21 protein-coding genes are annotated in these 26,896 nt (G+C 67.0%); 15 read left to right on the top strand and 6 right to left on the bottom strand.

The window, feature by feature from the left end:
- The first annotated feature begins 311 nt into the window (after positions 1-311).
- Together ACWAUG_RS01575 and ACWAUG_RS01570 are read left to right on the top strand one after the other, a co-directional pair.
- The gene (locus ACWAUG_RS01575) at positions 312-1,133 is read left to right on the top strand and encodes a siderophore-interacting protein (RefSeq protein WP_298037011.1); all 822 of its coding nucleotides are present in this window, start codon (positions 312-314) and stop codon (positions 1,131-1,133) included.
- A 138-nt stretch (positions 1,134-1,271) separates the two neighbouring features.
- Complete coding sequence (locus tag ACWAUG_RS01570) at positions 1,272-1,637, top strand: zinc ribbon domain-containing protein YjdM (RefSeq protein ID WP_298037009.1); 366 nt, start codon at positions 1,272-1,274, stop codon at positions 1,635-1,637.
- A gap of 36 nt (positions 1,638-1,673) precedes the next feature.
- Here ACWAUG_RS01570 and ACWAUG_RS01565 read toward each other — a convergent pair whose 3' ends face one another.
- Positions 1,674-3,176: a catalase gene (locus ACWAUG_RS01565; protein WP_460800701.1), complete on the bottom strand. Its 1,503-nt coding sequence runs from the start codon at positions 3,174-3,176 to the stop codon at positions 1,674-1,676.
- A gap of 132 nt (positions 3,177-3,308) precedes the next feature.
- Between ACWAUG_RS01565 and ACWAUG_RS01560 the strand changes: the two genes are divergently transcribed.
- Positions 3,309-3,716, top strand: coding sequence for a RidA family protein (locus ACWAUG_RS01560; protein ID WP_460800699.1), 408 nt, complete (start codon positions 3,309-3,311; stop codon positions 3,714-3,716).
- A 110-nt stretch (positions 3,717-3,826) separates the two neighbouring features.
- On the opposite strand, the gene ACWAUG_RS01555 is transcribed toward ACWAUG_RS01560, so the two are convergent.
- Positions 3,827-4,720 carry an EamA family transporter gene (locus tag ACWAUG_RS01555; protein WP_460800697.1) on the bottom strand — a complete coding sequence of 298 codons (894 nt, stop codon included), beginning with the start codon at positions 4,718-4,720 and terminating at the stop codon, positions 3,827-3,829.
- A gap of 78 nt (positions 4,721-4,798) precedes the next feature.
- Between ACWAUG_RS01555 and ACWAUG_RS01550 the strand changes: the two genes are divergently transcribed.
- From ACWAUG_RS01550 to ACWAUG_RS01510, 9 genes are all read left to right on the top strand, one after another.
- Positions 4,799-5,698, top strand: a complete 900-nt coding sequence (locus ACWAUG_RS01550) for a LysR family transcriptional regulator (RefSeq protein ID WP_460800696.1) — start codon at positions 4,799-4,801, stop codon at positions 5,696-5,698.
- Positions 5,691-5,870 (top strand): hypothetical protein, encoded by a 180-nt coding sequence (locus ACWAUG_RS01545; protein ID WP_460800694.1) that lies wholly within the window; start codon positions 5,691-5,693, stop codon positions 5,868-5,870. Before ACWAUG_RS01550 ends, ACWAUG_RS01545 begins: the two co-directional genes overlap by 8 nt.
- A gap of 9 nt (positions 5,871-5,879) precedes the next feature.
- Positions 5,880-6,647, top strand: a complete 768-nt coding sequence (locus tag ACWAUG_RS01540; protein WP_298036997.1) for an alpha/beta fold hydrolase — start codon at positions 5,880-5,882, stop codon at positions 6,645-6,647.
- A gap of 270 nt (positions 6,648-6,917) precedes the next feature.
- Positions 6,918-9,110, top strand: a complete 2,193-nt coding sequence (locus ACWAUG_RS01535) for a vWA domain-containing protein (protein ID WP_298036995.1) — start codon at positions 6,918-6,920, stop codon at positions 9,108-9,110.
- 40 nt (positions 9,111-9,150) lie between these two features.
- Positions 9,151-12,603, top strand: coding sequence for a tubulin-like doman-containing protein (locus ACWAUG_RS01530; protein ID WP_460800692.1), 3,453 nt, complete (start codon positions 9,151-9,153; stop codon positions 12,601-12,603).
- 6 nt (positions 12,604-12,609) lie between these two features.
- Positions 12,610-14,655 carry a hypothetical protein gene (locus ACWAUG_RS01525; protein WP_298036992.1) on the top strand — a complete coding sequence of 682 codons (2,046 nt, stop codon included), beginning with the start codon at positions 12,610-12,612 and terminating at the stop codon, positions 14,653-14,655.
- Positions 14,655-17,972 carry a hypothetical protein gene (locus ACWAUG_RS01520; RefSeq protein WP_298036990.1) on the top strand — a complete coding sequence of 1,106 codons (3,318 nt, stop codon included), beginning with the start codon at positions 14,655-14,657 and terminating at the stop codon, positions 17,970-17,972. Before ACWAUG_RS01525 ends, ACWAUG_RS01520 begins: the two co-directional genes overlap by 1 nt.
- On the top strand, positions 17,962-18,783 hold the full coding sequence (locus ACWAUG_RS01515) for a hypothetical protein (protein ID WP_298036987.1): 822 nt from the start codon (positions 17,962-17,964) through the stop codon (positions 18,781-18,783). Before ACWAUG_RS01520 ends, ACWAUG_RS01515 begins: the two co-directional genes overlap by 11 nt.
- Before the next feature lie 21 nt (positions 18,784-18,804).
- Positions 18,805-19,623 carry an HNH endonuclease family protein gene (locus ACWAUG_RS01510; RefSeq protein WP_298036984.1) on the top strand — a complete coding sequence of 273 codons (819 nt, stop codon included), beginning with the start codon at positions 18,805-18,807 and terminating at the stop codon, positions 19,621-19,623.
- Positions 19,624-19,633: 10 nt separating this feature from the next.
- On the opposite strand, the gene ACWAUG_RS01505 is transcribed toward ACWAUG_RS01510, so the two are convergent.
- The 3 genes from ACWAUG_RS01505 to arfB are packed head-to-tail and all read right to left on the bottom strand — an operon-like array spanning position 19,634 to position 23,499.
- Positions 19,634-21,421 carry an ABC transporter ATP-binding protein gene (locus tag ACWAUG_RS01505; protein WP_460800689.1) on the bottom strand — a complete coding sequence of 596 codons (1,788 nt, stop codon included), beginning with the start codon at positions 21,419-21,421 and terminating at the stop codon, positions 19,634-19,636.
- Entirely contained in the window at positions 21,418-23,010 is a 1,593-nt protein-coding gene (locus tag ACWAUG_RS01500; protein ID WP_298036978.1) for an ABC transporter transmembrane domain-containing protein, read from the bottom strand. The genes ACWAUG_RS01505 and ACWAUG_RS01500 overlap by 4 nt, the downstream gene beginning before the upstream one ends.
- Positions 23,011-23,055: 45 nt before the next feature.
- On the bottom strand, positions 23,056-23,499 hold the full coding sequence (gene arfB / locus ACWAUG_RS01495; protein WP_298036976.1) for an alternative ribosome rescue aminoacyl-tRNA hydrolase ArfB: 444 nt from the start codon (positions 23,497-23,499) through the stop codon (positions 23,056-23,058).
- Between the two features lie 98 nt (positions 23,500-23,597).
- Here arfB and ACWAUG_RS01490 point away from each other — a divergent pair, with 98 nt between their 5' ends.
- The gene (locus tag ACWAUG_RS01490) at positions 23,598-24,155 is read left to right on the top strand and encodes an alpha/beta fold hydrolase (protein WP_460800688.1); all 558 of its coding nucleotides are present in this window, start codon (positions 23,598-23,600) and stop codon (positions 24,153-24,155) included.
- A 7-nt stretch (positions 24,156-24,162) separates the two neighbouring features.
- On the opposite strand, the gene ACWAUG_RS01485 is transcribed toward ACWAUG_RS01490, so the two are convergent.
- On the bottom strand, positions 24,163-24,711 hold the full coding sequence (locus tag ACWAUG_RS01485) for a type 1 glutamine amidotransferase domain-containing protein (RefSeq protein ID WP_460800687.1): 549 nt from the start codon (positions 24,709-24,711) through the stop codon (positions 24,163-24,165).
- 283 nt (positions 24,712-24,994) lie between these two features.
- On the opposite strand from ACWAUG_RS01485, the gene ACWAUG_RS01480 reads away from it, so the two are divergent.
- Together ACWAUG_RS01480 and ACWAUG_RS01475 are read left to right on the top strand one after the other, a co-directional pair.
- Positions 24,995-25,240: a DUF2798 domain-containing protein gene (locus ACWAUG_RS01480; protein WP_298036970.1), complete on the top strand. Its 246-nt coding sequence runs from the start codon at positions 24,995-24,997 to the stop codon at positions 25,238-25,240.
- The gene (locus tag ACWAUG_RS01475) at positions 25,237-26,895 is read left to right on the top strand and encodes an ABC-F family ATP-binding cassette domain-containing protein (protein ID WP_460800685.1); all 1,659 of its coding nucleotides are present in this window, start codon (positions 25,237-25,239) and stop codon (positions 26,893-26,895) included. Before ACWAUG_RS01480 ends, ACWAUG_RS01475 begins: the two co-directional genes overlap by 4 nt.
- Position 26,896: the final 1 nt, after the last annotated feature.

The following is a 26,896-nucleotide window of genomic DNA, read 5'->3' as shown; positions in this document are numbered from 1 at the left end:
AACTCTCTGGGATAGGGACCGGGCATGATGACATCCTCCCCGCCAGCGCCTCCCGGCACTAACGATCAGTTGTCACCAGTTCCTTCCTCACGCCCGGCTGGTGAAGCTTTGCACTGCATGCCTTCGGTTGGTTGGATGAATGGTCAATTCTACGGAGCTTCTCCGCGCGGGTACGTTCCCGGAGGGCATGGCGACGACGCCATCAACATGCATCTTGACGTTGAGGGAAATCGGATGCGGAGATGAAGCTGCGCCAATGCAACAGCGGATGCAGTGCTCCCCGAGCGCGTCATGAGGGTAGCCTTACCTGCATGGGTAGGAAGAAGAATACGCCATCAGATCGCCAGTTCATGATGACGCACGTCGTCCGGACGGAACGCATCAGCCCGAGCATCGTGAGGGTGACACTCGCCGGTCTCGAGGACCTCGATGTGCGAGGATACGACCACTGGTGCCGGCTCTTCTTCACTCGTGAGGGTCAGGATGTGCTGGAGCTTCCCACCAGCACCACGGAGCTCGGCTGGTATCTGCAGTACCTCGCGACGCCGAAGACGCGGCGACCGTGGGTGCGTGCGTACACGGTGCGCGATGCGCGACCTGAAGCGGGCGAGGTGGACATCGACTTCGTCATCCACGGCGAGCAGGACGGGAGCATCGGGCCGGCTGCCCGATTCGCCCTCGAAGCCCGTTCCGGCGACCGGGTGGGGTTCCTCGACCAGGGCCTGGCCTTCACACCTGACCACCCGCATGACTGGACCCTGCTGATCGGCGACGAGACGGCGATGCCGGCGGTCGCCGGCATCTGCCGCTCGCTTCCGCGCGATGCGCGAGGCGTCGCGATCATCGAGATTCCCACTGCGGGTGATCGCCAAGAGCTCTCGGCTCCGGCCGGGATGGAGATCACCTGGATCCATCGCGACGAGTCGTCACAGACTGCTGCCCGGCCCGGTGAGCTCGCACTGCGTGCGCTCGCGGCTGCGGCTCTGCCCGATGGTGAGGTGCATGCACACGTCATCGGAGAATCCGCACTGGCGACCGGGGCGCGTCGACACCTCGTCCAGGAGCGCGACGTGCCCAAGCGCAACGTGGACTTCGTGGGGTACTGGCGTCACGGGCGTGCCGCGACCGGTTGAGATTCTGTGTGAACCTTTCGGGCGTGAGGCCGTGTGGCTTCGCGCTCTGCTGCCAGCCGGGGTTTGGGCGTATTGATTCCTGATGAAGTAGCGTTCTGATGTTCCGCAATCGATGAGACCCGGTGGAGTTGCATTTCCATGTCTGATGTTCTGCCTGCCTGCCCGGCGTGCTCGGAGGCGTACACCTACGAGGACCGCGGGCTGCTGGTATGTCCGATGTGCGGTCACGAGTGGTCGCCGGATGCTGCCGACTCCGTCGAGGAGTCGTCGATGGATGCCGTGATCACGGATGCCGTCGGCAACCCGCTCGCCGATGGCGACACCGTCACCGTCGCCAAGGACCTGAAGGTCAAGGGCGCCGGCGGCGGCACGGTCAAGGTCGGCACGAAGGTCAAGGGGATCCGGCTGATCACCGACGGCGTCGGTGACCACGACATCGATGCGAACGTTCCCGGCTTCGGGCGGATGCAACTCAAATCGAGCGTGGTCAAGAAGGTTCTCTGAGTCTGCTCGGAGTGGTTCCGGTCCCGCCCACCGCGATCAGTCGTCCGCGTCGACCCCCATGCCGGGTACGGCCGCACCTTCGGCACCGGCTCTCACAGCATCCTCGATGCGCTGCCCGATAACCGGATCGACGTTTTTCCAATAAACGAAGGCGTTGGACAGCACCGGTTCGATGACCCCGTCCAATGCGCCGGCCACGGTCTTCACGAATTCGTCGCGCTGGGCGTCATCGAACACCTCGCGCACCAGGGTTCCGGCTTGGCCGAAGTCGTCGTCGTCCGCGCGCAGGTCGTATGCGTGCCGTGTCAGCTCGCCATCGGCCTCCCATCCGTTCTCGACCGGGCCCTCCTCGTCTGACCACGAGTCGCCGAAGGAGTTCGGGGCGTACACCGAGCGCGCACCGGTGTGCTGGTACCACATGCTGCCCTCGAAATTGTAGGTGTGCACATGGTTGACGGGGCGGTTGACGGGAAGCTGCTGGAAGTTGGTGCCCACTCGATATCGCTGGGCATCCTGGTAGGAGAAGGTCCGGCCGAGCAGCATCTTGTCCGGTGAGTTCCCGGTGCCGGGGACCATGTTCGCCGGTGAGAAGCTCGCCTGTTCGATCTGGGCGAAGAAGTTCTCCGGATTGCGATTCAGCGTCATCGTGCCGACCTTGATTCGCGGGTAGTCCTTCTTCGACCACACCTTGGTCAGATCGAACGGATTGAACCGATACTCCTTGGCCTCGGCGTACGGCATGATCTGGAAATACACGTCCCATGACGGATGCCGGCCTTGCTCGATCGCCTCGTAGAGGTCCTGGCGGTGGAAGTCGGCATTGGCTCCGGCCAGCCGTTCGGCCTCCTCGTTCGACAGCTGCTCCATGCCCTGGTTCGTCAGGAAATGCCACTTCACCCAGAACCGCTCTCCCGAGGCGTTGACCAGTGAGTACGTGTGCGAGCTATAGCCGTTCATGTTCCGCCAGGTCTTCGGAAGTCCCCGCTCGCCCATGAGATAGGTGACCTGATGCGCGGATTCCGGGTTGTTCGTCCAGAAGTCCCACTGCATCGTGGCGTCGCGCAGGCCATTGTTGGGAAGTCGCTTCTGAGAGCGGATGAAATGCGCGAATTTCATCGGATCCCGTACGAAGAAGACCGGGGTGTTGTTGCCCACCATGTCGAAATTGCCCTCTTCGGTGTAGAACTTCAGCGCGAAGCCCCGCACATCGCGCCATGTGTCTGGCGATCCGAGCTCGCCTGCCACGGTCGAGAAGCGGGCGAGCATCTCGGTCTTCTTCCCCGGCTGCAGGAAGTCGGCCTTGGAATAGCGCGAGACGTCCTCGGTGACTTCGAACGTGCCGAAGGCGCCCGCGCCCTTCGCGTGCGGACGTCGCTCGGGCACGTTCATCCTGTTGAAATGCTGCATCGTCTCGATCAGGTGATGATCGTGCAGCACGATCGGCCCGTCGTTGCCGACGGTGAGCGAGTTTCGATCGCTGACGGCGGGGATGCCCGCCTGCGTGGTGGATCCCGTGGCGTTCGGGGTCTTCTTCTCCATCTCGTCCTCCTTCTCCTGTGGATCGGAGCCGTGATGCACGAAGCTCGACGGTCTCCGAGTGGCTCGTGCGCCCAGTCAAGCCCGGACGGGTTCAGAAGTGAAGGGGGGTGACGCCGCCGCTAGAGTCGCTGTATGGCGAGTGCTGTTCACCTGATCCGTTCCGCGAAGCTTTCTGACGTTGCCGAGTACGCCTATGCGGCGACCGCGCCGAAGGACGCTCGACTGATATTCCTCGCCGGGTCGTGCCCTTTGGATGAGGGCGGGGAGACCATCGCGCCCGGCGATTACGCGGCTCAGGCCGCGGCCTGTGTGAGCACGATGACGGATGCCCTGGCCGCTGCGGGCGCGACGCTGACCGATGTGATCAGCACGCGTGTGCTCGTGGCCTCGTCATCGCAGGCCGACCTGGTCACTGCGTGGGAAGTCGTCCGTGAGGCGTTCGGGGCGCATGATGTTCCGAGCACGCTCCTGGGGGTGACGGTCCTCGGCTACAACGACCAGCTCGTCGAGATCGAGGCGGTCGCCGCGGTCGCCGACTGACCCCGGCTCACTCCGCGCCGTGCACCGGCATGACGGTCGCCGCGCGGATGTGCTCGTAGACGATCGTGGCGTGCTCGGGGGAGCACTGATGATCGCAGGAATCACCGCCGTCACCGTGATCGATGCGCGTCGAGCACCGGCATCCGCCTCGGCGTCAGCTGGCCCGCGACCATCGCGACGAGCGAGACGGCGAAGCCGAACAGTTGCACCGCGGTGAGCGCCTCGCCGGCGATCACCGCGCCCAGCACCGCCGCGACGAGGGGCGAGAGCAGGCCGAGCAGTGCCGTGGCCGTCACCGGCAGATGTCGGATCCCCGCGAACCAGATCGTGTAGGTCATGAGGGCGCCGATGAGTCCCAGCCAGGCGTAGCCCGCGATCACCGGAGCATCGATGCCGGCTGGGATGCCGTCGATGAGCGCGGTGGGGACGATGAGCACGAGACCTGCGGCGGTCAGCTGCCAGCCGGCGAGCCCGACCGCTGAGACGCCTGCGGGGCGCCCCCACTTCTTCGTCAGGACCACTCCGGTGCCCATCGACGCGGCGCCGAGGAGGCCGGCGGCGATCCCGGTCGGATCGAGCGCGGCATCCGGTCCGAGCACGACGAGCGCGACACCGGTCACGCCGACCGCACCCCACACGACCCGCCAACCGGAGAGACGCTCGTGCAGCAGCGCGACGGCGAGGAACGCGACGGCGATCGGCTGGAAGGCGCCCAGCGTCGCCGCCACACCACCCGGCAGATGCTGCGCGGCGATGAAGAGCAGCGGGAAGAACGCGCCCATGTTCAGCGTGCCGAGCACGAGGCTCTTCCACCACCACGAGCCGCGGGGGAGCCGGCGGGCGATGAGCAGCGCGATGATCCCGGCGGGAAGAGTACGCATGAGCGCTGCGAAGAGCGGATGCCCCTCGGGCAGCAGATGCGTCGTGACGATGTAGGTCGTACCCCAGACTGCGGGGACGAGGGCGGTCAGGAGGGTCCAGCCGACGCGGGAGTCGAATCTCATGTCTTCATGCTCGATCGCGCGGCAGGATCAGTCCAACGCATTGTTCTCATCCAAACTATGAACTGCAATGATTAATGAGTGGACCTCCAGCAGATGCGTTACGCGATCGCCGTCGCCGAGGAGCGCAATTTCACCCGCGCCGCCGCCCGATGCCACGTCGTCCAGTCTGCGCTCAGCCATCAGATCAAGGCGCTCGAGCAGGAGCTGGGCGTCGAGCTCTTCGCGCGCACGAGCCGTCGCGTCGAGGTCACCCCTGCCGGGGAGGCGTTCCTCGACGCCGCGCGGACGAGCGTCGCCGCGGCCGAGCGCGCGGCATCCGATGCGGTGGCGACGACGGGCGAGATCCGCGGCACGCTCACCATCGGGGTGATCCCGACGGTGACGGCGATCGACCTGCCCGCATTGCTCAGCGGATTCCGGCGGCAGCATCCTGCCGTGCGGATCGCGCTGCGCAGCGGCGGCAGCGATGAGTTCCTCGAGGCGATCGCCGCGGGCCGCATGGATGCCGCGGTGCTCGGCCTCGCCGGCGATGTCGCGCACGCGGGGATCGAGTCGCGAGAGCTCGCGAGGGAGGATCTCGTCGCCGTGGTCTCGTCCCGGCATCCGCTCGCCGACCGTCGACGTGTGCGGCTCGCCGATCTCGAATCGGAGCCATACGTCGACTTCCCGGCAGGAACGCCGGGGCGAGCGCAGTCGGATGCCGCGTTCACCGCCGCCGGCATCGATCGGGACGTCGCATTCGAGGCGATGGACATCGCGCTGATGCTCGGGCTCGTGCGCACGGGGCTCGCGATCGCGTTCCTGCCCCGGGCGGTGGTCGCGGATGCTCCGGACGTGCGCTGTCTCACCGTCGTCGGTGCGCCGAGCCGCATCGAGCACCTCGCTTGGAGCGGGTTCAACCCGACGCCCGCGGCGAAGGCCTTCATCTCCGCCGTCGAGTCGGAGTACCCTGCCCGAAAGGGAGGAACGCATGAGTGACACCGCAGTGCTCGTCCTGATCATCGTCGGAAACATCGTGTTCATCACCGGATTCGCCGTGACGATGCTCTTCATCGTTCGCCGGAACGGCATGGAACGGCGTTCGTACGGTGGCCTGACCCGGGATGGGTCCGTGCAGTCCGGCGGAAGCAGCGTCGACGGCGGCCAATAGGCTGAACGCATGCCCCGTACTGCGCAGTCGATCCACGTCGAGACGCGCGGAGACGGGCAGGCGACAATCCTTCTGCTGCATGGCGGAGGCGTCGGCGGGTGGATGTGGCATCCGCTCATCGATCATCTGCCCGCGGGCAGGCGGATGATCGTCCCGGACCTGCCGGGGCACGACCGCAGTGCCGCAGCGCCCTACGTCTCGCACGAGGATGCGCTCGCATCGATCGTCGCGGTGCTCGACGAGCACACGGACGCTCCGGTGTCCGTGGTCGGCTTCTCGCTCGGAGCGCAGCTGGCGGTGCTGCTCGCCTCCGAGCGCCCCGACCTCGTGAGCGATGCGGTCGTCATCAGCGCGCAGGCGATCCCCATGCGGATGCCGCGAACGACACTCGCGATGCTCGCGATGGCGGCACCGCTCGCGAGGAATCAGCGCTTCGCCCGTGCCCAGGCGCAGGAGCTGTTCATTCCGGACGTGCTCATGGACGAATACCTGCGCACCTCGGCGACGATAAGCACCGCCGACCTCGTCGCGGCGGTCGGCGAGAACATTCGCTTCACGGTTCCCGACGGCTGGGCGGCTTTCCCCGGCCGGTCTCTCGTCCTCGCAGGGTCGGACGAACGGAGGATGATGCGATCGTCCGCCGCGATACTCGCCGAACGGCATCCGCGCAGCGAGATGGAGATCGTCGACGGATGCGGCCACGGCATCCCGCTGCAGCGACCTGCATGGCTCGCGCAGCGGCTCGGCGAATGGTGGCAAGCCCCTTCGGTGCTCTGATCGACGAAGGTGCTGAGTCCGGGGTCGCGGTGAAGCACATATGACCGCTTCATAACGAATAAGTGCAGTCGCGTGAATAATCCTTGTCAGGCGCTCGACCGGTGCTCTATCTTGGCGGTACATCCAGCGGAGCACGCTTCGGGACGACCAGCACGGTAACGCGCTGCGCACCCCAGCAATGCGAACGTTTTGTGTTGTGAAGGGGGACGTGCGGTGGGGCACGGAGAAGGATCGGTGCGCCGTCGCGCGCCGCGAAAGACTACGGGGGCGATGATCGTCGCGCTGCTTTTCGGTGCGTTCATCACAGCGGCGCCGGCATCCGCCGCTCCCGCAGCGGAGATCCCGACGGCCGCCGTGACGGCTGCGGGCGATGGGAGCGCGCGATGCGCTGCGGTCGTGAGCGCCGATGCCCCGGCCGGACGCGAGATCAATCTGGTGATCGACGACTCCGGATCGATGTTCCGCGATCTCAAGACCGAAGTCACACTCGACCGCTGGTCGAAGGCGAAGTACGCGCTGGAGGTCTTCGCCGCGATGCTCGCCCCTGACGACGTGCTCAACGTCTACCGGATGAGCGATTTCTCCCAGGGGAGAAGCGGATCCGTGGCGGTTACCGTGACCGGAGCCGAGTCCACCAGCGCCCGGGCCAAGCAGATCCACGACATGCCCATGCAGGGCGTCGACACACCGTTCTCCAGCGTCGCCAAGGCGCAGCAGGACCTCGCCGCGAGTCAATCCATGAACAAATGGCTCGTCATCATCACCGACGGAGAGTTCGAAGACACTCCGGCTGGAGGGGCCGAGAAGCAGATCCGTTCCTACCCGACCGCCGCCGACGCCGATCAGCGCCTGCGCGTCGCCTACCTGGCGATCGGTGAGGATGCTCCGGCCATCGCGGACGATCCCGGTCACGGCATCCACTTCTCGAAGGCTCCCGACTCGCAGGACCTGCTCGAGGAGATGACCGGGTTCGCGAACCTCATCTTCGAGCGGAACCTCATCGCCTCAGCATCCCAGCCGAACGTCATCGACCCCGACATCGATCTCGCCGAGGTGCTCGTCTTCGCACAGGGCGCGAAGGCATCGATCGGGGATGCCGTCTCCGAGAGCCGCACCTATCCGCCGGAGTCGACGGTGAGCGTGCGCTGGGCGGAGAACGCCAAACCCGCCGATGACTGGGTGCTCGAGGCGAAGCCCGACAAGGACCTCAACGGCGTACTCGCACGATTCACGGATGTGGAGCGCGGGCCCACCCAGTTCGACATCACCGGCGCCAGCGACATCGCCTACTTCTACAAGCCCGCCGTGAACTTCGGTATCGAGCTGCGCGACGAATCCGGCGCCGTGGTCGACGCCGACAAGATCGTCGGCGGCGAGTACACGTTGCGCTACGGCTTCATGGATGCGGACTGCGCGTTCATCGAGTCGCCGCTCATCGGCGACGTCACCTATTCGGCGCGAGCCTTCAGCGGCGAAGAGATGATCCTCGAGAGCGTCGAATCCGGGCAGACCATCTCCCTCGACCGCGGCGACGTCCGCCTCGAGGTCGACGCGGAGTACCTGGGCGGCAACACCGCCCACGCGACGATCGACGTCACGGTTCTGCAACCGGCCCGTGCGACCGGATTCGACATGGCCGAGACCGCCGTCGCGGTCACCGAGCTCGGCGAGGAGGCGACGGCCGAGCCGATCGCCGTCGAATACGGCCTCGGCGAGACAGGAGCCCTGACATCCTTCACCGACGAGGAATGGGCGGCGGTCAGTCCCGAGGCGTTCTCCGTGACGACCCCGTCGAACCTCTTCTTCGACGTCGCCCTCGGTGACAGCGTCGGCGAGGTCCTCCTCACCCCGCGCGCACCCGATGGCGACGTGTACGCGGCCGACACCGGTGAGATCCCGGTGACTCTGGAGGCGAGCTTCGTCTACGACGAGCAGTTGTACCAGGCGACACCGCTGGAGAGCACGCTGACCGTCGACGATGATATCGCCGCCTGGGACCGCTTCACGAACTGGTTCGCCGAGACCGGGTGGAAGTGGCTGCTCGCGCTCATCCTGCTCGTGATCCTCCTCGGCTACCTCTTCAAGCCGCGCTTCTCGAAGAAGATCAAGCGTCGCCCGGCAGTCACCGGCATCCCCATGAGCATCGGCGTGAAGGCCGAGACCGGCAACGGCAAGTTCCAGGTGCAGCCGCTGCGCAAGTACCTGCCGTTCTTCGCCGACCGCGCGACTCTGAACTATGTGCCGCAGGGAACCTTCGGGTTCCGGCAGATGACGCTCAAGGCCGGCCGCAGCGGAAAGATGACGCTCCTGAACTGGAAGCAGATCGCCGACAAGAAGAACGTCGCCCTCAACGGCAACGACCTCAATGAGGACACCAAGCGCGCACCCACACTCAGCGCGTCGACGAGCATCACCGCAACCGTCCCCAACCAGACCCGCTTCGAGCTGTATCTCAACAACTGATCGCGTCGCGAACGCGAATCGCACGAGAGGAACACCTGTCATGCCTATTGCCCCCACCCTCATCCTCGGCCTCGGCGGCACTGGTTCGAAGATCGTCCAGCACGTCGCGGAGAAGGTCAGCGAGAGCAGCTCGAGCCAGTCCGAGCGCATCGCGTTCGTCGTCTTCGACACCGACATCAACGACCTCGGCCGCATCCGCCAGTCGAACCCCGAGATCCACACGGTGCAGACATCGACGCGCAATACGGTCGGCGAGTACCTGAACATCAACACGAATGCGCGCGACAACTGGTTCCCCGTCAACGAGATGCTCAACCGCAAGACGCTGACCGAGGGGGCGGCGCAGGTGCGCGCCATCTCACGGCTCGCCTTCGACACCACGCTCAAGGGCGGAAACCTCGATGGCCTGCACCGGGCCATCGAGCAGCTGTTCCGCATCGACAAGGACCAGGAGGAGCAGGCGCTGCGCGTCATCATCACCAGCTCCCTCGCCGGAGGCACGGGCTCGGGCCTCATCCTCTCCGTCGCGATGTACCTGGCGAACTACCTGCGCACCAAGTACCCCAAGGCCAAGGCCATCACGCGCGGATTCTTCGTGCAGCCCGACGTCTTCTACTCGGTGATCAAGGCGACCGAGGAGCAGCAGAACCTGCAGGTCAACGCCTACGCCGCCGTGCGCGAACTCGACGCGTTCCTCATGAAGGGCGACAATACGCTGCCCCCGCAGTACCGCGACCTCGCATTCGAGTTCCCCCGCGTCGGCGCCGACGGCGTCGAGGAGATCACGGCCATGCCGTATGACTTCTGCTTCCTGTTCGACGCGAAGAACTCCAGCGGCGGCAGCCTCGATTCGTTCGCCACCTACCTCGACCACGCCGCGACCTGCATCTACACGCAGTCGATCGGCCCGATGTCGAAGAAGTCGAACTCGCGCGAGGACAACGTGCTGCGCGAGGTCATCAAAAACGACGGCCGAAACCGCTACGCCGGTGCCGGAGCATCGCGCCTGGTCTACCCGTGGGCGCACGTGCGCGACGTGGTGGGACTGCGCTGGGCCGATCTCGCGCTGTCGGAGCAGTGGCTGCAGTTCGACAACCAGTACAAGGACCGCCTCGATGCGCTCGCCAAGCAGCGCGAGCTCGGTTACGTCGCCCATGACCTCGACATCGCCACCGAGTTCACGCTCGCGATCGAGGAGAGCGCGACGAACAAGGACCCCTTCGCCCGATCCGTGCAGAGCCAATGCCTCGCCTACGACGAGGACGGCATCTCCGTCGTCGGCAACCGCTGGCAGGAGTACCTCAGCGCCCTCCGCAACCACGTGCTGTCGAACGCAGCGATCCCCAGCCAGGAGACCCTCAAGCGCAATGCCTCGGCGCGCGTCTCTGCCCTCGGCGAGACGGCCGACCCGGACGACTACGTCGGCGCCTACTACGAGCTGAAGAAGTACCACGACATCGTCGAGCGCGACACCGACGAGCGCGCGGGGCTCATCGGCTACAGCCTGTTCCAATCGGACCGACAGGGCGTCACGAAGCAACGCGATGTGCACCAGCTCGAGACCTATCTGCGTGAGAAGGTCTCGGGCACCTTCGTGCACCCGGTCTCGGCCCGCTACTTCCTCTACAAGACCCTCAAGGAGCTGCAGGCGCAGAAGCAGCAGGTCGAGACGCAGCTGGCGAGCACCCTGCAGTTCTTCGAGAACTTCGAGCGCAACGCCTTCGACGACCCGGGCACGGAGGACGTCGAGACCGTCGAGGATCTCGCCAACCGCAAGCGCACGATGATGGAGCGCATGCGCAACAAGCCCGGCGCCGCGCTGCAGGAGCTCGCCGACCAGCTGCAGAACTACATTCGCAAGGTCGGCGATCTGCGTGACCAGACCGTGTACGCCAAGGTCCTCGAAGAGGCGATCGCCTACGTCACCGGCATGTCGCGATCGTTCGAGACGTTCTTCGAGACGCTCAACGGCAACCTCAAGCGCCTGAAGACGAACATCGAGATCCAGCGCACGAAGTACGACGACCTGAAGGGCTCGACCACCCGGTACGTGCTCGCCTCGTCACAATGCCTGGACAGCCTCTACGACGCGATGCCGTACACGGGCGGCGTGATGAGCGTGGACAGCGCGCTCGCCGAGGCGATCTACGGCAAGGTGCGCGATTTCCACATGCTCGCCGACGGCAAGGACGGCAACTTCTTCCAGGACCTCTACCAGGTCACGATGATCGGCTACTTCACCGATCAGGTCATGCAGCGCTACGAGAGTCAGATCGACATCGACGTGATCGAGGCGCTCGAGAAGGAGTACCGCATCACGACGAACAACTTCGAGGCCGACAACGTCGCCCACTACGTGCGCGGCGAGATCGAGAAGGCCAAGCGGCTCGCGGCGCCCTTCCTCGAGCAGCCTCTGGGGGAGGAGCGCCACCCGATCGAGGCGTGCGCCTACAATCCCGACCTCGAGGGCGACTTCGACCCGAAGCGGAAGAGCATGATCTCGGAGCTGCTCGGCAACTACGGCGGTGAGAAGGATTCGGAGATCAGTCGTCAGGAGATCCTCTTCTACAGTGCGATGTACGGCATCCGCGCCCGTGACCTCTCGAAGTATTCGCCTGCTCGAGCGCATGCGACCGAGCAGCGACCGGCCGGGCAGTACTTCTCCTCGTACTACAGCCTCGTGAACGAGATCGAGCCGTCGGTGGAGGCGACGAAGGTCATCACGCCGCACATCGACCGGCGCTGGCACTGGATCTCGCAGCTGCCCGACCTCGACGAGGACAACCAGGCCGACCAGATGCGCGCCGTGCACGACGCGCTGCTGCTGGGTCTCGTGCACAACCGCATCGGCTGGGCGAAGGTGCACGGCGATCACCGCATCTACCAGTACAAGTCGGCGGATGCTCGCAACAAGGATTTCATCGTCTCCAACGGCACGCCGTGCGATCACTTCTACGAGGTGGTCGACGGCCTGACGATCAACCCCGTCGCGGTGACGGAGATCACGACCTCGATCGAGGAGCAGAACCGACGTCTGATGGACGAGTCGCGGGTCTCGCGCTTCGGCGACTCCGCGTTCGGGCGTGCGCTGGACGAGGGGATCGCGCTGCCGGAGCTGCGGGAGTACTCCGGGATCGAGGGGCGCCCGTTCACGCTGTTCGACATCGTCGCCTTCTATGCGATGACGGTGCCGAAGGAGCTCTACTTCTCCGAGCAGGTCTACGCGATGGTCGGCGATTTCCTCGCGCGACTGCAGAGCGAGGTGGAGGCGATCGTCGGAGCCGCCGACGCGCTGCCCGTGCTGCGGGAGGTGCTCGATGGCCAGCTCGATCGGTTCGAGACGCACCTTCCGGGCTACCGGGCGAAGGACTCGACGTTCGCCCGCAAGGCGGATTCGATCCTCGGGCCGCTGTGGAAGTTCTGCAACGAGCTTCCCCTGCGGGAGACGGTGAACCGGGTGGAGAAGCTGATCCAGTCACTCGCCGACGCGTGAGCCGGCATGTTCACCGTCATCTTCCTCAGCCGCGCGGCGCGCCGGATCTTCGACCGCTCGCGGACGTTCTTTGACCCGTTTCTCGAGACGGGCGAGATCGCCTTCTGCGACTGGAACGAGTCGTCGCGCGCGGAGACTCTGCGTGAGGCGCTCCCGGGGCTACCGGATGTGATCCGCGGCAAGTCGGCCTGGCGCGCGGTCGTCGTCGATCATGCCTCGGCTGAGGCGCCCGGCCGCCGCGACCTGGAGAATCCGTTCGATTTTGTCGATAACACGAAGGTGCCGTTGAATCTCACCGATTCGCCGCATCCGCTCGTGCGCATCGCGCATCAGCTGCTGGGGTATCCGGCGATGACGGCGCGCGACTTCGAACCTGTCGTGAGCCATCGCGGTGAGGGAGGGGTGCGCGTCGAGCGTCATTCGGACGACGGCGAGATTCACGACATGCTGCGCACTCTCGGCCAGACCGAGTCGGATGTGCGTGTGGAGTATCGGGAGGTCGCCTACTCGGATGACGAGCAGACGACGCATCGGATGCTGCGGGAGAAGTACCACATGAAGGAGCTGCACCCGTCGGAGATCGTGTTCATCTCGACCCGTGCGCGCATCGATGAGACGGATGACGGTCAGCTGGCACGGGCGTGGCGCACGGAGACGGAGCAGCACGTGTCGCGCTTCGTCGAGCGCAACGACTATCCGCCGGCGAGCCGGTTCGCGGTGTACGACCTGCTCAACCCCGAGAACTCCGGTTACGACCAGGACGAACTGCGGTTCTGGACCGCGGTGCTGACGGTCGCGGTGAACGTGCTGCCCCCGAGCGCCTTCCAGGCGGAACGCGTCTACCGGCTCGGCGTCGATTTCAGCGAGCAGGCGCTGGGCGATCTGCTCAATGCTCACATGGGGCAGTTGACAGCGCTGCGCGAGCATCTGGACTCCCTGATCGATACGCCGCACCGTCCGCCCGAGACCGATGTGCATGAGCTGCTGCGCGATGAGAAGGTGCCGGTGCAGTTTGAGAAGGTCGGCGGGGGCGAACTGCGCGTGCGCACTTCCGGGTACGGGCTCGTCGCCGACTGGCCGGCGAACGAGTCGGCGCAGTGGTCGGCCGATTTCGACACCCTGCAGGTGGATGCCGGACAGTTCCTGCGTCGCCCGCGCCGGGTGCTCGCGCGAGCGGTCTATGACACCCGGCGTCGGTTGAAGCAGCTGATCGGCGAGGACCATGTGCTCAGCGACATCGACCGCGACGAGATCCAGGACGAGCTGTCGAAGCGCGTCGGCAATCTCGTCGTGCCCGCGACGACCCAGATCCTCGACCGCACCCGGGTGCTCGGGCTGCTCGACGCCGAGAACGCCGAGATGCGGCGTCTGCTCGCGCAGCGCATGCGGATCCAGATGGTGTCGTGGACGACACTGCTCGTGCTCGCCGTCTGGGTGATCTCGTTCGTGCCCTATCTGCTTCAGGCGGGCGCGCGTGGCGCGACGGTGCTGTCGTGGAGCGCATTCGTGGTGGGGGGCGTCGTGCTGCTGGTGGCGGGCGCCGGGCTCGGAGTGCTGCTATGGATGCGGCGGCGATTGCTCGATCGCCTCAACGACGTGAACTCCCGTATGAGGTCGTTCGCGAACGAAGTCAATGACGGCGCCGATGTCTTCGGCCAGTATCTGTCGCAGCTGGCGACGTATATGCAGGCGAGGGCCGTGCTGATCGGCGCGGAGCGGGTGCAGCAGCACAACCGCACGCGCCGCGACCTGTATCGCACGGTGCGCTCGCGAGCCGTCGCCATGATCGACGCCGAGAAGAAGATCGTCACTTCTCTCGGGCAGCCGCTGAGCATCCGCCGGATACCGGGCGGCTTCTCCGGGATGGACATCGAGGACCGCCGTCAGGTGAACGCGTTCTTCCGCTTCCCGACGGGCACGGGCACCGCGGCGTTCAACGAGTCCGGTGAGCGGGTGAGCGCCCCCTATGACTTCGTCGCCCGACTCTCGCTCGAGCGGATCCGTCTGTTCGAGCGGTCGGAGTCGGCCTCGACGGAAGCGGAGGGGCTGTGATGCTCGACCTTCTGAGACAGATCGTCTCCTTCACTCCGGTGATCGCCGCACTCCTGCTGGTGCGGGTGATCAACATGCCGCGACGGTCGCGGGTGCGGCAGTTCCCGATGCCTGCCGTCGCGCTCGTCTACGCGATCGCGGTGCTCATCGCGCTGAACGCGCTGAACACCAGCATCGATGACGTGTTGCGAGCGGTCTTCGACGTCATCCCCTTCCTGCGCGGGCTCTATGAGACCACCTGGCAATACGTGATCGAGAACGTCGCCGTGCTGCTGGTGTTCGCCGTGCTCAAACTCGTGCTCCTGCGGATCTTCTCCCGCCTCTTCCAGGGCGACGACTTCCTCGGCAGCTCGCTGGTCGAGGGGGTCTACCGCTACGACGTCGACCGGGGCGCCTGGTTCGTGCGCGATCACAACACGATGCTGCGGGTCTACCTGCGGGTGCTCTTCTGGGCCTCCGTGATCGTCACCGTGCTGCTCACCTCTCTCATCGTGATGTTCCCGACGTGGCCGGGCTTCACCGCCATTCCGTTCCCGGTGATCGCCGCTCTCGTCATCGGCGAGTTCTTCTACGCCGTCGACGGGCAGACCCGCGAGGAGTACCTCAGCGATGTGGTGGGCGAGGGGGACGACTCGCGCCGGGTGACCGGATACGCCCGGCTGCGGGACGTGCTCACCGAGACGTTCCCCGGTCGCGCGATCGACGACGGAATGAACTTCGCCACGTCGGATGCCGGCAACAGCGGCGCGCGCCTGGACGCTCTGACCCATTCGAGCGACGACATCGATCGGCTCGTGGGCGAGTATTTCGCACGGATGCGCGCCTCGGGAGCACCCCTGGATACGAACCTCGTCGACGCCGCGGCGGATCTCATGCGCGGACGCAGCACACTCATCGGGAATCCGTTCTACGGCGACCTGACCGCCTATCTCGCCTTCCCCGCGTACTATCACCTGCTGCAGTTCCGCAAGTGCCTGATCATCTGCGGACGCGACGCGATCGCCGATGACCTGGCCGCCTGGATGGAGAACGGGCTGGAGGAGATCACCGGCGTTCCCGGTCTCTGGCAGGTCGGGCGCCTCACCCGCACCCCTGAGAGCGACCTGGACGTCGGTGTATTGAGATTCGCCGACATCCACGATCTCGACGTGATCGCCGCGAACGAGGACTTCCTCGCCGACGTGCACTACATCGTCATCGCCGAGCCGTCGCGACTGCTCGCCACCGGGCAGGTCGGGCTCAGCGTCGTGCTGTCGCGGTGCGGAGCCGATGCGCCGCCCGTCTACGCCGCCTTCGACCGCAACCACGACGGACTCGTCGATGCGTTGTCGCACCTGCTCAAGGTGGATCTCACCGACGTCGTCGCCGCGGGGCTCCCGCGGGGCCGCAGCACGGAGATGGTGTGGGCCGCCGAAGGGCCGCCGATGCATGGCAGCGTGCTGCCCACCGTCACCCGATACCTCGGCATGGGGACCGAGATCGGTGCCGTCGCGCTGAAGTACCAGGTGCAGTCGGTCGACTGGGTCGGCGCAGAAGCCTTCCCCGTCAACGACATGATGTGGATCGCGGGTCAGTACTACTCGCAGATCAGCGACTTCGCCGACCTCGACGTGTCGCAGCACGCGCTCGCCGAATCCATCGCGCCGCACGCGAATCCGTGGGATGTCGCGGCGATCGAGAACCGCTTCCTCATCGTCGAGGACGAGATCCGCAACGTCTACGAGACGATCCGCCTGTTCGCGACGCGTTCGACCGATGAGGGGTTCGTCAACCTCATCAGCGAGGACTACCTGCTGCGCGACTACATGGTGGCCAACAGCAGTATCTTCGCCGCTGACCCGAAGGCCGCGCCGTCGATCGTGCCGGATCACGCTCGAACCGAGCGCAACGTCATGATGCGGCTGGTGCTGACGCTGCTGCGCTTCCCCCTGTCGGAGCGCGAACTCGCCCGCGAGCTCGAGCTGATCGGTTGGATGATGCCTCCGATCATCGCGCCCGTCGAAGGGGAGAGCGACGAGGACGACGTCCCTGCGGTCGGCGCCCTCAAGAAACTGGCGTTCGTTCACGCCGACATCGCGGAGCTCGATCTCCGGCGGGAGATCGTCTCGGCCGGTCGTGGCCCGGACGGGCAGGAGATCTGGTGCCGTGCCTACCGGTTGGAGGCGAGCGCGGACCTGACCGACCTCGTGCAGGCGCTGCACGCCGCCTACTTCTTCGTCGAGGACGAAGCCGAGGGGCGCGACTATCTGGGCTCGGTGCTGTACGGGCTCGTGCATCAGACCGTGATGCCGGGGCAGTTCATCACCTACGCCGGCAAGTACTACCAGGTGCAGAGCATCGGCACGGATCCGCGTCGCAGCGGCGTCGTGCTGCGTCGCGCCGCCGAACACATCCGGGATCGTCGGGTTTACCGTCCCACGCGCACGTTCTCCCTCGCGGGCCGGCGCATCGCGGAGCGCGCCGGGGCGCAGGTGGTCATGGGGGAGATCGCCCTGACCCGGGTGTTCGCCGACATCGTCGTCGAGCCGCACGGCTACATCGAGGCGCCCTCGCGAGCGGATCTCCTCGCGGGCAAGGAGGTGCGCGTCTCGGGGCTTCCGGTGCGCACCCATCGGAACAAGGAGTACCTCGAGATCCACCTGCCGGGCATCTCCTCGTCGATCCGTCGCACGCTCACGGTGCTGCTGAACGAGCTCTTCGTGACGATCTTCCCGGACGCGCACGCCTATGTGGTCGCCCTCACGGACGACCCCGAGAAGTCCGTCGGTCCGTTGCTGGACGAGGTTCACACGGAGCACGGCGAGGATGTGATCCTGGTCGTCGAGGACAGCCCCATCGACATGGGGCTGATCGTCGCGGTCGAACGCAACTGGCGGCGCCTGTTCGCGCTCATCTCGGATTATCTCGAGTGGGTGACAGCGCCGGCGGATGCTTCACGAGAAGAGCCCGCCGAGAAGGCGCCGGTCGCTTTCCCGGGTGAGACGCCGGAGCAGATGGAGCAACGACTCCACGCGGCGGCCGAACAGGATGCTGAATCGCGGATGCCGGCCGCTCCGCCTGCACGCCCGTCCTGGTGGCGGCGGGCGTGGCGTCGTGTGCACGCGCTGTTTCATCGGCGGACCGCGCCGGTGGCAGCATCCGACGATGCCGCAGCGATTGCGGTCGAGTCAGCCGTCGAGCCCGGGGCACCCGAGCAACTCGGCGGGCATCCCGTCCTCGGCGCCGTCGATGTCGTCGGCGGGCCGGTGGTGGCATCCGAGCCGGACCCGGCAGCAGCAGACGCGATCACCCCTCCGGAGGCGCCCCGTGAACAGTGATTACCTCGCCTACGGCGGACACCCCGCCGCGGCGAACCTCGACCTCATCGGCACGCGAGACTACCTGCGAGCGGGTGGGTTCTCCGACGGCGAGCTGGGCCGGGCGCGCGCCGCCGTTGAACGCTTCGAACGGCGACCGCACGCCTTCGAGCCGCTCAACGCGAACTACTGCGACTTCTGCTTCATCAAGCTCATGGGCGGCGAATACGACCGGCTCAAGGACGGGCGGGAGCGTTGCGTGCGGTGCTCGCGCACCGTGCTGCGCTCCAGCGACGAGTTCACGGAATTGTTCGAGAGCGTCTGGCGCAACATGGAGAGCGTCTTCGGGATCACGATCTCCGTCGCGATGCGGGTGCGCATGGTCAACGCCCGTCAGATCGCCCGCGAGACGGGGGAGCGCTTCGATGCGACTCCCGGTGTCGACGCGCGGGTGCTCGGCTTCGCGAAGCAGGCGAAGGACGGGTATTCGCTGTACATCGAGAACGGTTCGCCTCGACTCGCCGCTATGACGACGATCGCGCACGAGCTCACCCACATCTGGCAATACCTGAACTGGAACGCCGGGCAGATCGAGCAGCGGTACACGCCCGAGCGCCGACTGCTCGTCTACGAAGGAATGGCGACGTGGGCGCAGGTGCAGTACCTGTTGTTCATCGGCGAGATCGAGCACGCCGCCCGGCAGGAGGCGTATGCCCTGCAGCGCGATGACGAGTACGGTGCGGGCTTCCGGGTGTTCGCGGAGCAGTATCCTCTGAAGAGGGACAGAGACAGCGAATTCGACAGCCCCTTCCGACACCGGTATCCGCTGTAGCGCTGGCAGGAAGAGTGCTTCATGAATCGATCGTCAGCACGGTCGCGCCGTTACCGGTCGCGACGCAAGAAGCTCCCCGGTGCGCTGTGGGCCAATGCGCTCATCGTGATCATCGCCGTGGTGGCGGTCATCGCGGTTCCGACCTGGGAGGGACTCACCGCCTCCGGCGATGAGCCGGCGGCGCCGAGACCGGTGCCGACCGCGACGCTCAGCGCATCGCCCGAGCCGGACGAATCGCCCTTCGCGGAGCCCGAGCCGACAGCATCCGCCGATCCGTCGGTCGACGCGGCCACGGCTCTCGCCCAGCTCGCCGCGCTGCCATCGGTGCCGGGCACCGCAGCGGCGAAGTACGAGCGCAGTGCGTTCGGCGACGCCTGGTACGACCAGGACCGCAACGGCTGCGACACCCGCAACGACATTCTCGGCCGCGACCTCATCGACATCACGGTGAAGGACAACACGAACGGCTGCAAGGTGCTCACCGGTACGCTGCTCGATCCCTACACGGGCGAGACGATCGACTTCGTCTCCGGTGTCGACACATCGGTCGAGGTGCAGATCGACCACGTCGTCCCGCTGTCGTGGGCGTGGAAGCACGGAGCCGAATACTGGACGCTCGAGGAGCGCCGCGCCTTCGCCAACGACCCGGGCAACCTGCTCGCGGTGTGGGGCCCGGTGAACCAGTCCAAGAGCGATTCAGGGCCGGACCGGTGGATGCCGCCGGCCGAAGCCGTGCACTGCGAATACGTCGCCGGCTTCGTGGGCGTGCTCGCCGAGTGGGAGCTCGGAGTCACCACGGACGAGGAGTCGTTCATGCGCCGCACGCTCGAGGGCTGCTAGCGCTGCATCCTCAGCGCGCCTCGTCGCCCTCGCGGCCGGCCGACCACGCCGACCACAGGTGCGCATAGGCGCCGCCTGCGGCGAGGAGATCGGTGTGCGCGCCCTCCTCGATGACACGGCCGGACTCCATGACGAGGATGCGGTCGGCGCGCGATGCCTGGTCGAGGCGGTGCGCGATCACGAGCGCCGAGCGGTCGCGGGTGACCTCATCAGCGGCGAGCTCGAGCGCTTCGGCCCCGGCGGAGCCCGCCTCGGCCGTCGCCTCGTCCATGATGACGACCGCCGGGTCGAGCAGAAGGATGCGGGCGAGAGCGAGCTGCTGGGCGGCGACCGGATCCAGTTGCACGCCGCGGGCGCCCACGACCGTGTCGAGGCCCATCGGGAGCCGCTCGAACCAGTCGTGCGCGTGCACGCGCTCCAGCGCGGTCATCAGCGCGTCGTCGTCGGCGCCGGGCCGGGCGAGGGTGAGGTCTTGGCGCAGCGTTCCCGAGAACACGTGCACCTCCTGGCTCACCATCGCCAGCCGGGCGATGCGCTCCCGATCCGACAGGCTCGACACCGCACGGCCGTCGACGAGCACCTGGCCGGAAACGGGGATCCGCAGACCGGCGAGCAGAGCCGCGACGGTCGTCTTGCCGGCCCCTGACGCGCCGACGATCGCGACGGTCTCGCCCGGATCGATGCGCAGATCCACATCGCGCACCGCCCACCCCTCGCCATAGCTGAAGCTCACGCCGCGCAGCTCGACCCGGCCCTCGGGCGCTCCCGCGCCGCTGTCGGGAACCGGCACGGGCGGATCGATCGTGACGCCGACGATGCGGGCGAGAGACGCATAGCCGGACTGCACGACGTCGAGCACGCGCATGAAGCTGTTCATGGGGCCGCGCAGGCGGATGAGCATAAGCACGGCGCCGGTGACTGCGCCGACCGAGAGAGCGTCGGCGGCGACGAGATGGAAGCCGACGAGCAGAGCGAGCGCCAGCAGCAGCAGTTCGGCGACGAGCATCCAGGCGTTGAGCACGAGCATCGTCATCCGGGCCGTGATGCTCGTGCGAACCACATGCCAGGAGGCGTTCCCGATCTCGGTGTGCATGCGCCGCTCCATCGAGAAGGCGCGCACGGTCGCGCGTCCGCGGATCGCCTCGAGGACGCGGCGGGCGCGCTCGGCCATGGCCGCGCGGGCGGCGGCGTAACGGTCGGGCGCCTTCGAGAGGTACTGGCGGGCGGCGAAAAAATACACAGGGGTGACGAGGAGCGGCAGGAGGAGGAACTGCCAGTCCAGCGCGGCCAGGGCGATCACAGTCGCGACGACGGTGAACACCGACGTCGACAGGGCCGGGATCGTCTCGGTGACGGCAGCGGAGAGCTCGGCGACATCATCCGTGGAACGGCTGATGAGATCGCCCGAACCCGCGTCCTCGACCTGATGGGTCGGCAGGCCCAGCGCCGTGCCCACCATCTCCTGACGCAGATTAGCGATGGCCCGCTCCGAGAGCCGCGACACGAGATAGAAGCCGGCGGCGTTCAGCACGGCGCCGGTCACCGCGGCGATGACGAGCCCCGCACCGATCGACCACAGCGACAATCGCCCGTCTCCCTGGACGAGGTCGACGATCCGCCCCATGAACTGCGGCACGAGGACCCCCGCATAGGCGCCGATGCTCAACAGCAGGAGCGCGAGGAGGAACAGCCCGCGAGCCCGGCGCACCCCGCGGATCTGACGGCCGACCTCGCGTCGCACCTGCGCACCGGTGGCCAGGGGGAAGCGCATCCCGGTCGCGGGTCTCGACGGGGTCATCGGGTTTCTCCGGCCAGTCCTGTGCGCACGGTATCCCGCAGCTGAGCGAGGGTGAGGCGCTGGGCGGCCACGGCGTTCCACGCCGGCGCATCGGTCAGAACGAGGGTGCGCCGGCCCGCGCGGTGCTCCGCGACCCGTGCACTGATGCGCTGCTCGGTGACGGAGTCGACCGCGGTCGTCGGCTCTTGAAGAACGAGGAGTTCCGGATCGAACGCGATCGCCCGGGCGAGAGCCACGCGCTGGCGCTGACCGCCCGACAGCATCCGCCCGTTCTCGCCGACCCGCTTGTCCGCACCACCGGGGATGTCCGTACCGGATGCCACCTCGAGAGCCGCGGCGGCGACCGCCGGGTCGGGGAAGATGTTCTCGCCCACGGTGCCGTCGAAGAGGTCGGCGGAGTGCGGGGCGACGATGACCCGCGAACGAGGGAGCGATTCGAGCGCCGCGATGAGATCGGGGTCGCTCCCCGGTACGACCGTGACCCCCACGGGCAGGGCCTGCATGATGCGGTCGATCGCCGCGGCATCCGCCTCGTCGACGCGCTCGAAGTCCGCTCCGAGCACATCGCGGACGCGCCGCCCGGACGCCTCGGCCGAGGCCCACCGGGAAGCGAGGTTGCGGCCGAACATCGTCATGGGTGTGATGAGGAACTGCGTCAGCCCCACGACCGTGATGAGCTCGCCGATGCTGACCTGCCCGGCGAGGGCCAGAGCGCCCGTTCCGATGCCGAGCGCGCAGACGAACAGGGCTCCGGCAGCCTCGGTCGCGCCGTTCAATCGGGCTTCGGCGGCGTTCGCGCGCACCGTCTCGCGGTAGGCGATATCGGAGACGTCGCGGTAGCGGCCCTGCACCGTGACGATGGTTCCGAGTCCCTTGAGCACGCGCAGGCCCTGCACGACATCGGCGGCGGTCGCGGCGGCCTGGGCGATGGCTGCCTGGCGGACGACGGAGCGCGCCTGCAGCGGGCGGCCCACGCGCAGCGCGATGACCACGAGCAGCAGGCCGCCGATGACGGTCGCCACGCTCAGCCAGGGGTTGACGGTGTACATCATGATGGCGCCGTAGGTGATGGCGGCGGCCTCGGCGACTGGCATGACCGTCATCATGACGATCTCGCCGAGCCGGGTGGTGTCGGAGGAGGCGATGGAGAGCAGGCCGCCCGCGGTGCGATCGCTACCGGCGAAGCCGCGCGGATCCTGGATGCGGTCGGTGACCGCCGTGCGCAGGTCGTGCGCCACCAGCTGCTGGCTGCGGATGAGCATGAAGCGCGCGGTCCAGTTCACCCCTATCGAGACGAGGAACAGCCCGGCGAGGACGAGCAGCCAGAACCCGAGGCGCTCGAACGAGGAGGTGGCGATGGCGTCATCCACGGCATTGCCGACGATGACCGGGGTGAGCCCGTTGCAGACGAAGGCTGCGGCCATCCCGATCGAGGCGATGAAGCTCCACGGCCGTTGTGAGAGGGCGACTTTCAGCGTCCAGGCCCGCGCATCGAGCGCTGGCAGGCGCGAGCGACGTGCCCGGGGGCCGGGGATCGCCGCGTAGTCGATGATGCTGCCGTCGTCGACAGGCTCGGGGGTGTGCTGCACGGGGCACAAGTTTACATGTCACATTGCATGTGAAGCGCTCGAGGGTCAGCCGTTCTCGGAAGGGCGGCGGCGCATCGCCTTCGTGTCCGACCGGCGTTGCTTGCTCTCCAGTCGGCGGCGCTGCGAGCCGCGGGTCGGACGCGTCGCCCGTCGGCCGATGACCGGGGTCACGGCATCCCGCAGCGCCGCGGCGAGGCGCTCGCGTGCGACGACCCGGTTCTGCCGCTGCGACCGATGCTCCGAGGCATCGATTATGAGCACTCCGTCGTTCAGGCGCGATCCGAGACGATCGACGATCCGCCGACGCTGGTCATCGTCGAGCGCGGTCGTGGTCGAGACGTCGAAGAAGAGCTGCACGCGCGAATCGGTCGTGTTCACACCCTGGCCGCCCGGTCCGGATGCGCGGGAGAAGTGCTCGAGGAGCTCGGATGCGGGGATGATCAGCCCGCGCGGAGCGCCCGGCCCCGGCATCACGCGCAGATCATGCATGCTTCCAGTCTGACGCACGTAGTGCGGGTCAGGCGTGCCTAACCCAGCCCCTCTAGACTGGTTCCGACCACCCGTCGCATCCAGGAGGGCATCCCATCGTGACCGAGATCAACAGCATCGACCTCGAAGGCCGCACCGTGCCGTTCACGGATGAAGGCGAGGGGCCGGTCACGCTCGCCCTGGTGACCGAGCGCGCGCTCGACTCCGACGGTCTCGGCGTGATCTCCCATTACCTCGCTGAAGAAGCGGGCTTCCGCGTCATCCGCATCGGCGGCGCCGGCATCTCGCACGACCAGCGGGCAGCCGATGCGGCCGCCGTTCTCGAGCACCTCGGCATCGAGGACAGCTGGATCGGCGGATACGGCATCGGAGGGACGACCGCCCGCGTGTTCGCCAACGCGCACGCCGATCGTGTCAACGGGCTGCTGCTGATGGGCGCTGAAGACGTCGACATCGCCCTGGCTCCGGTGGTGCCGGTCCTGTTCGTGCAGGGCTCGGCCGATGAGGTCACCCCTGCCGCGAACGCCGAGAAGCTGCAGGCGACCGCCCCCGAGCGCTCGAGCATCAAGACGATCGAGGGCGCCGACCACTTCTTCCCCGTCACGCACCCCTTCGAGACCGGCGTCATCATCGAGGAGTACCTCGACTGGGACTGACGCCCGTTCAGGCGTGCTGGCCCGCGTGCACGCCCTCACCGATCTCCTCCACCGTCTTCGCGTTGAAGGCGGGAAGGTCGTCGGGGGTGCGGCTGGAGACCAGCCCATCATCGACGACGACCTCGCGGTCCACCCAGGTCGCTCCCGCGTTTCGCAGGTCGGTCCGCAAGCTGGGATAGCTGGTGATCGTGCGGTCCCGGAGGACGTCCGCCTCGGTGAGGATCCATGCCCCGTGGCAGATGACCGATACCGGCTTGCCGGCTGAGAAGAACGCCTTCGCGAACGCGACCGCGCTCTGATCCATCCGCAGATGATCGGCGTTCACGACACCGCCGGGCAGCACCAGAGCATCGAAGTCCTCCGCATCCGCCGTCGCGACCGCGGTGTAGACCCGCTGTTCGTGCCCGTTCTTGCCCGTCACCGTTCCGTCGCCCGGCGACACGAGCAGCGCCTCGGCGCCGGCATCCGTCACCGCCTCCCACGGGCCGGTCAGCTCGCTGTCCTCGAATCCGTCGGTCAGCAGGAATGCCACCTTCTTGCCGTTGAGTTCTGCCATGGTGTGCTCCTTTCGTCGGACCATCACCGTACGAAAGGCGCGGATGCCGGGCACGGGGGTTGCGTTCGGCGTGAGTCCGTGGTCTCCTGCGCGTCCGCGGCATCCCGGCATCCGGTAAAATCGGGATGCCAGAAAGATTCAGGTTGGTGTGGTTATTCCAACCCTCGGATTCTCCGAGATGCAGTTGCACGCTCCGTGCGAACCCGTGGCGCCCCTCTCGAAAGAGTGACGGCGGCGCCCGCGTACCCTTCGTCGGTGCCGTCCGTCCGGAACGGAAACGCATATGAACACCAAGGCCGGAATCTTCCTCTCGCAGGTCATCATGACCTTCATCATGGCGGCGACGATGTCGGGCATCATGGGCCTGATCTTCGGCGGCGGCTTCTCGATGGAGTGGCTGGCGGCATGGCCGAAGCAGTTCATCATCGCCTGGCCCATCGCCTTCTGCCTGACGATGGTCGCGTGGCCCGCTGCCATGGGGCTGACCGGTGTGATCCTGCGGCCCAAGGGTGCGAAGATCGAGGAGTGACCGCAACTCTCGTCGCCCAGTCCCTCGCGGGCGGATACGGACATCGCACGCTCTTCGACGGCATCGACCTGACGGTCGCCGCCGGGGATGTGATCGGCGTGATCGGTGCGAACGGCGCCGGCAAGAGCACGCTGCTGCGTCTGCTCGCCGGCGTCGACGCCCCGCAGGCGGGGACGGTTTCTCTGGCCCCGGTCGATGCTTTCGTCGGCTGGCTGCCGCAGGAGCACGATCGCACGCCCGGTGAATCCGTCGCCGCGTACATCGGGCGGAGGACGGGATGCGCCGCGGCGACGGCGGAGATGGATGCTGCCGCCGCAGCCCTCGCCGAGCCCGCGCCCGCGGACGGCCCCGACCCGGCCGATGTCTACTCGACGGCGTTGGAGCGCTGGCTCACCAGCGGCGCCGCGGATCTCGAGGAGCGCATTCCCGGGGTGCTCGCCGAGCTCGGCCTCGACCTCGGGGAGTCGCCGGACGCGGTCATGATGACGGGGCTCTCCGGCGGGCAGGCCGCCCGTGTGGGACTCGCCGCGCTCCTCCTGTCACGGTTCGACATCGTGCTGCTGGATGAGCCGACGAACGATCTCGATCTCGATGGTCTCGAGCGTCTGGAAGCATTCGTGCGGGGTCTGCGCGGGGGAGCGGTTCTCGTCAGCCACGACCGCGAGTTCCTTGCGCGCGCCGTCACCCGGGTGCTCGAGCTCGACCTCGCCCAGAACTCGCACCGCATCTACGGCGGCGGCTACGAGGCCTATCTCGAGGAGCGCGCGACGGTGCGACGGCACCTGCGCGAACAGTACGACGAGTACGCCGAGAAGAAGGCCGACCTCGTCTCACGCGCCCGCGTGCAGCGGGAATGGTCGAGCCAGGGCGTGCGCAATGCGATGAAGAAGGCGCCCGACAGCGACAAGATCCGCCGGAAGGCCTCGATGGAGTCGAGCGAGAAGCAGGCGCAGAAGGTGCGCCAGATGGAGAGCCGCATCGCGCGGCTCGAAGAGGTCGAGGAGCCCCGCAAGGAGTGGCGCCTCGAGTTCCACATCGCCTCCGCCCCGCGTTCGAGCTCGGTCGTCTCCACGCTCAGCTCGGCGGTCCTGCATCAGGGGGACTTCACGCTCGGTCCTGTCTCGGTGCAGATCAACGCGGGCGAGCGCATCGGCATCACAGGACCCAACGGCGCCGGAAAGTCGACGCTTCTGCGTGCGCTGCTGGGATCGCGGACTCCCGATGAGGGCTCTGCGTCTCTCGGCACGAGTGTGCAGATCGGCGAGATCGATCAGGCGCGCTCGCAGCTCGCCGACGATGTGCCGCTCGCGGATGCCTTCGAGGCGCTCGTGCCGGAGATGGCATCCGCCGAGGTCCGCACGCTGCTGGCGAAGTTCGGTCTTCGCGCCGATCATGTGCTGCGTCCCGTCGGGGAGCTGTCACCGGGGGAGCGGACCCGTGCGGGGCTTGCGCTGCTGCAGGCCCGCGGCACGAACCTGCTCGTGCTCGACGAACCGACGAACCATCTCGACCTGGCGGCGATCGAGCAGCTCGAGGAGGCGCTCGAGAGCTACGAGGGAACGCTCCTGCTGGTCACGCATGACCGGCGGATGCTGGAAACCGTGCGCCTGGATCGCCACTGGCACGTCGAGGGCGGTCGCCTGAGCGAACGCTAGG

It is taken from the genome of Microbacterium sp. GXF6406, from assembly GCF_054798215.1.
Note: the sequence above shows the minus strand (reverse complement) of the source record. Positions and strands in the feature narration are given on the sequence as shown.

Excerpts from the sequence above, each read along its gene's own strand:
- ACWAUG_RS01575 (WP_298037011.1), top strand. The coding sequence starts at position 312 with ATGGGTAGGAAGAAGAATACGCCATCAGATCGCCAGTTCATGATGACG.
- ACWAUG_RS01570 (WP_298037009.1), top strand. The coding sequence starts at position 1,272 with ATGTCTGATGTTCTGCCTGCCTGCCCGGCGTGCTCGGAGGCGTACACC.
- ACWAUG_RS01565 (WP_460800701.1), bottom strand. The coding sequence starts at position 3,176 with ATGGAGAAGAAGACCCCGAACGCCACGGGATCCACCACGCAGGCGGGC.
- ACWAUG_RS01560 (WP_460800699.1), top strand. The coding sequence starts at position 3,309 with ATGGCGAGTGCTGTTCACCTGATCCGTTCCGCGAAGCTTTCTGACGTT.
- ACWAUG_RS01555 (WP_460800697.1), bottom strand. The coding sequence starts at position 4,720 with ATGAGATTCGACTCCCGCGTCGGCTGGACCCTCCTGACCGCCCTCGTC.
- ACWAUG_RS01545 (WP_460800694.1), top strand. The coding sequence starts at position 5,691 with ATGAGTGACACCGCAGTGCTCGTCCTGATCATCGTCGGAAACATCGTG.
- ACWAUG_RS01540 (WP_298036997.1), top strand. The coding sequence starts at position 5,880 with ATGCCCCGTACTGCGCAGTCGATCCACGTCGAGACGCGCGGAGACGGG.
- ACWAUG_RS01535 (WP_298036995.1), top strand. The coding sequence starts at position 6,918 with ATGATCGTCGCGCTGCTTTTCGGTGCGTTCATCACAGCGGCGCCGGCA.
- ACWAUG_RS01530 (WP_460800692.1), top strand. The coding sequence starts at position 9,151 with ATGCCTATTGCCCCCACCCTCATCCTCGGCCTCGGCGGCACTGGTTCG.
- ACWAUG_RS01525 (WP_298036992.1), top strand. The coding sequence starts at position 12,610 with ATGTTCACCGTCATCTTCCTCAGCCGCGCGGCGCGCCGGATCTTCGAC.
- ACWAUG_RS01520 (WP_298036990.1), top strand. The coding sequence starts at position 14,655 with ATGCTCGACCTTCTGAGACAGATCGTCTCCTTCACTCCGGTGATCGCC.
- ACWAUG_RS01510 (WP_298036984.1), top strand. The coding sequence starts at position 18,805 with ATGAATCGATCGTCAGCACGGTCGCGCCGTTACCGGTCGCGACGCAAG.
- ACWAUG_RS01505 (WP_460800689.1), bottom strand. The coding sequence starts at position 21,421 with ATGACCCCGTCGAGACCCGCGACCGGGATGCGCTTCCCCCTGGCCACC.
- arfB (WP_298036976.1), bottom strand. The coding sequence starts at position 23,499 with ATGCATGATCTGCGCGTGATGCCGGGGCCGGGCGCTCCGCGCGGGCTG.
- ACWAUG_RS01485 (WP_460800687.1), bottom strand. The coding sequence starts at position 24,711 with ATGGCAGAACTCAACGGCAAGAAGGTGGCATTCCTGCTGACCGACGGA.
- ACWAUG_RS01480 (WP_298036970.1), top strand. The coding sequence starts at position 24,995 with ATGAACACCAAGGCCGGAATCTTCCTCTCGCAGGTCATCATGACCTTC.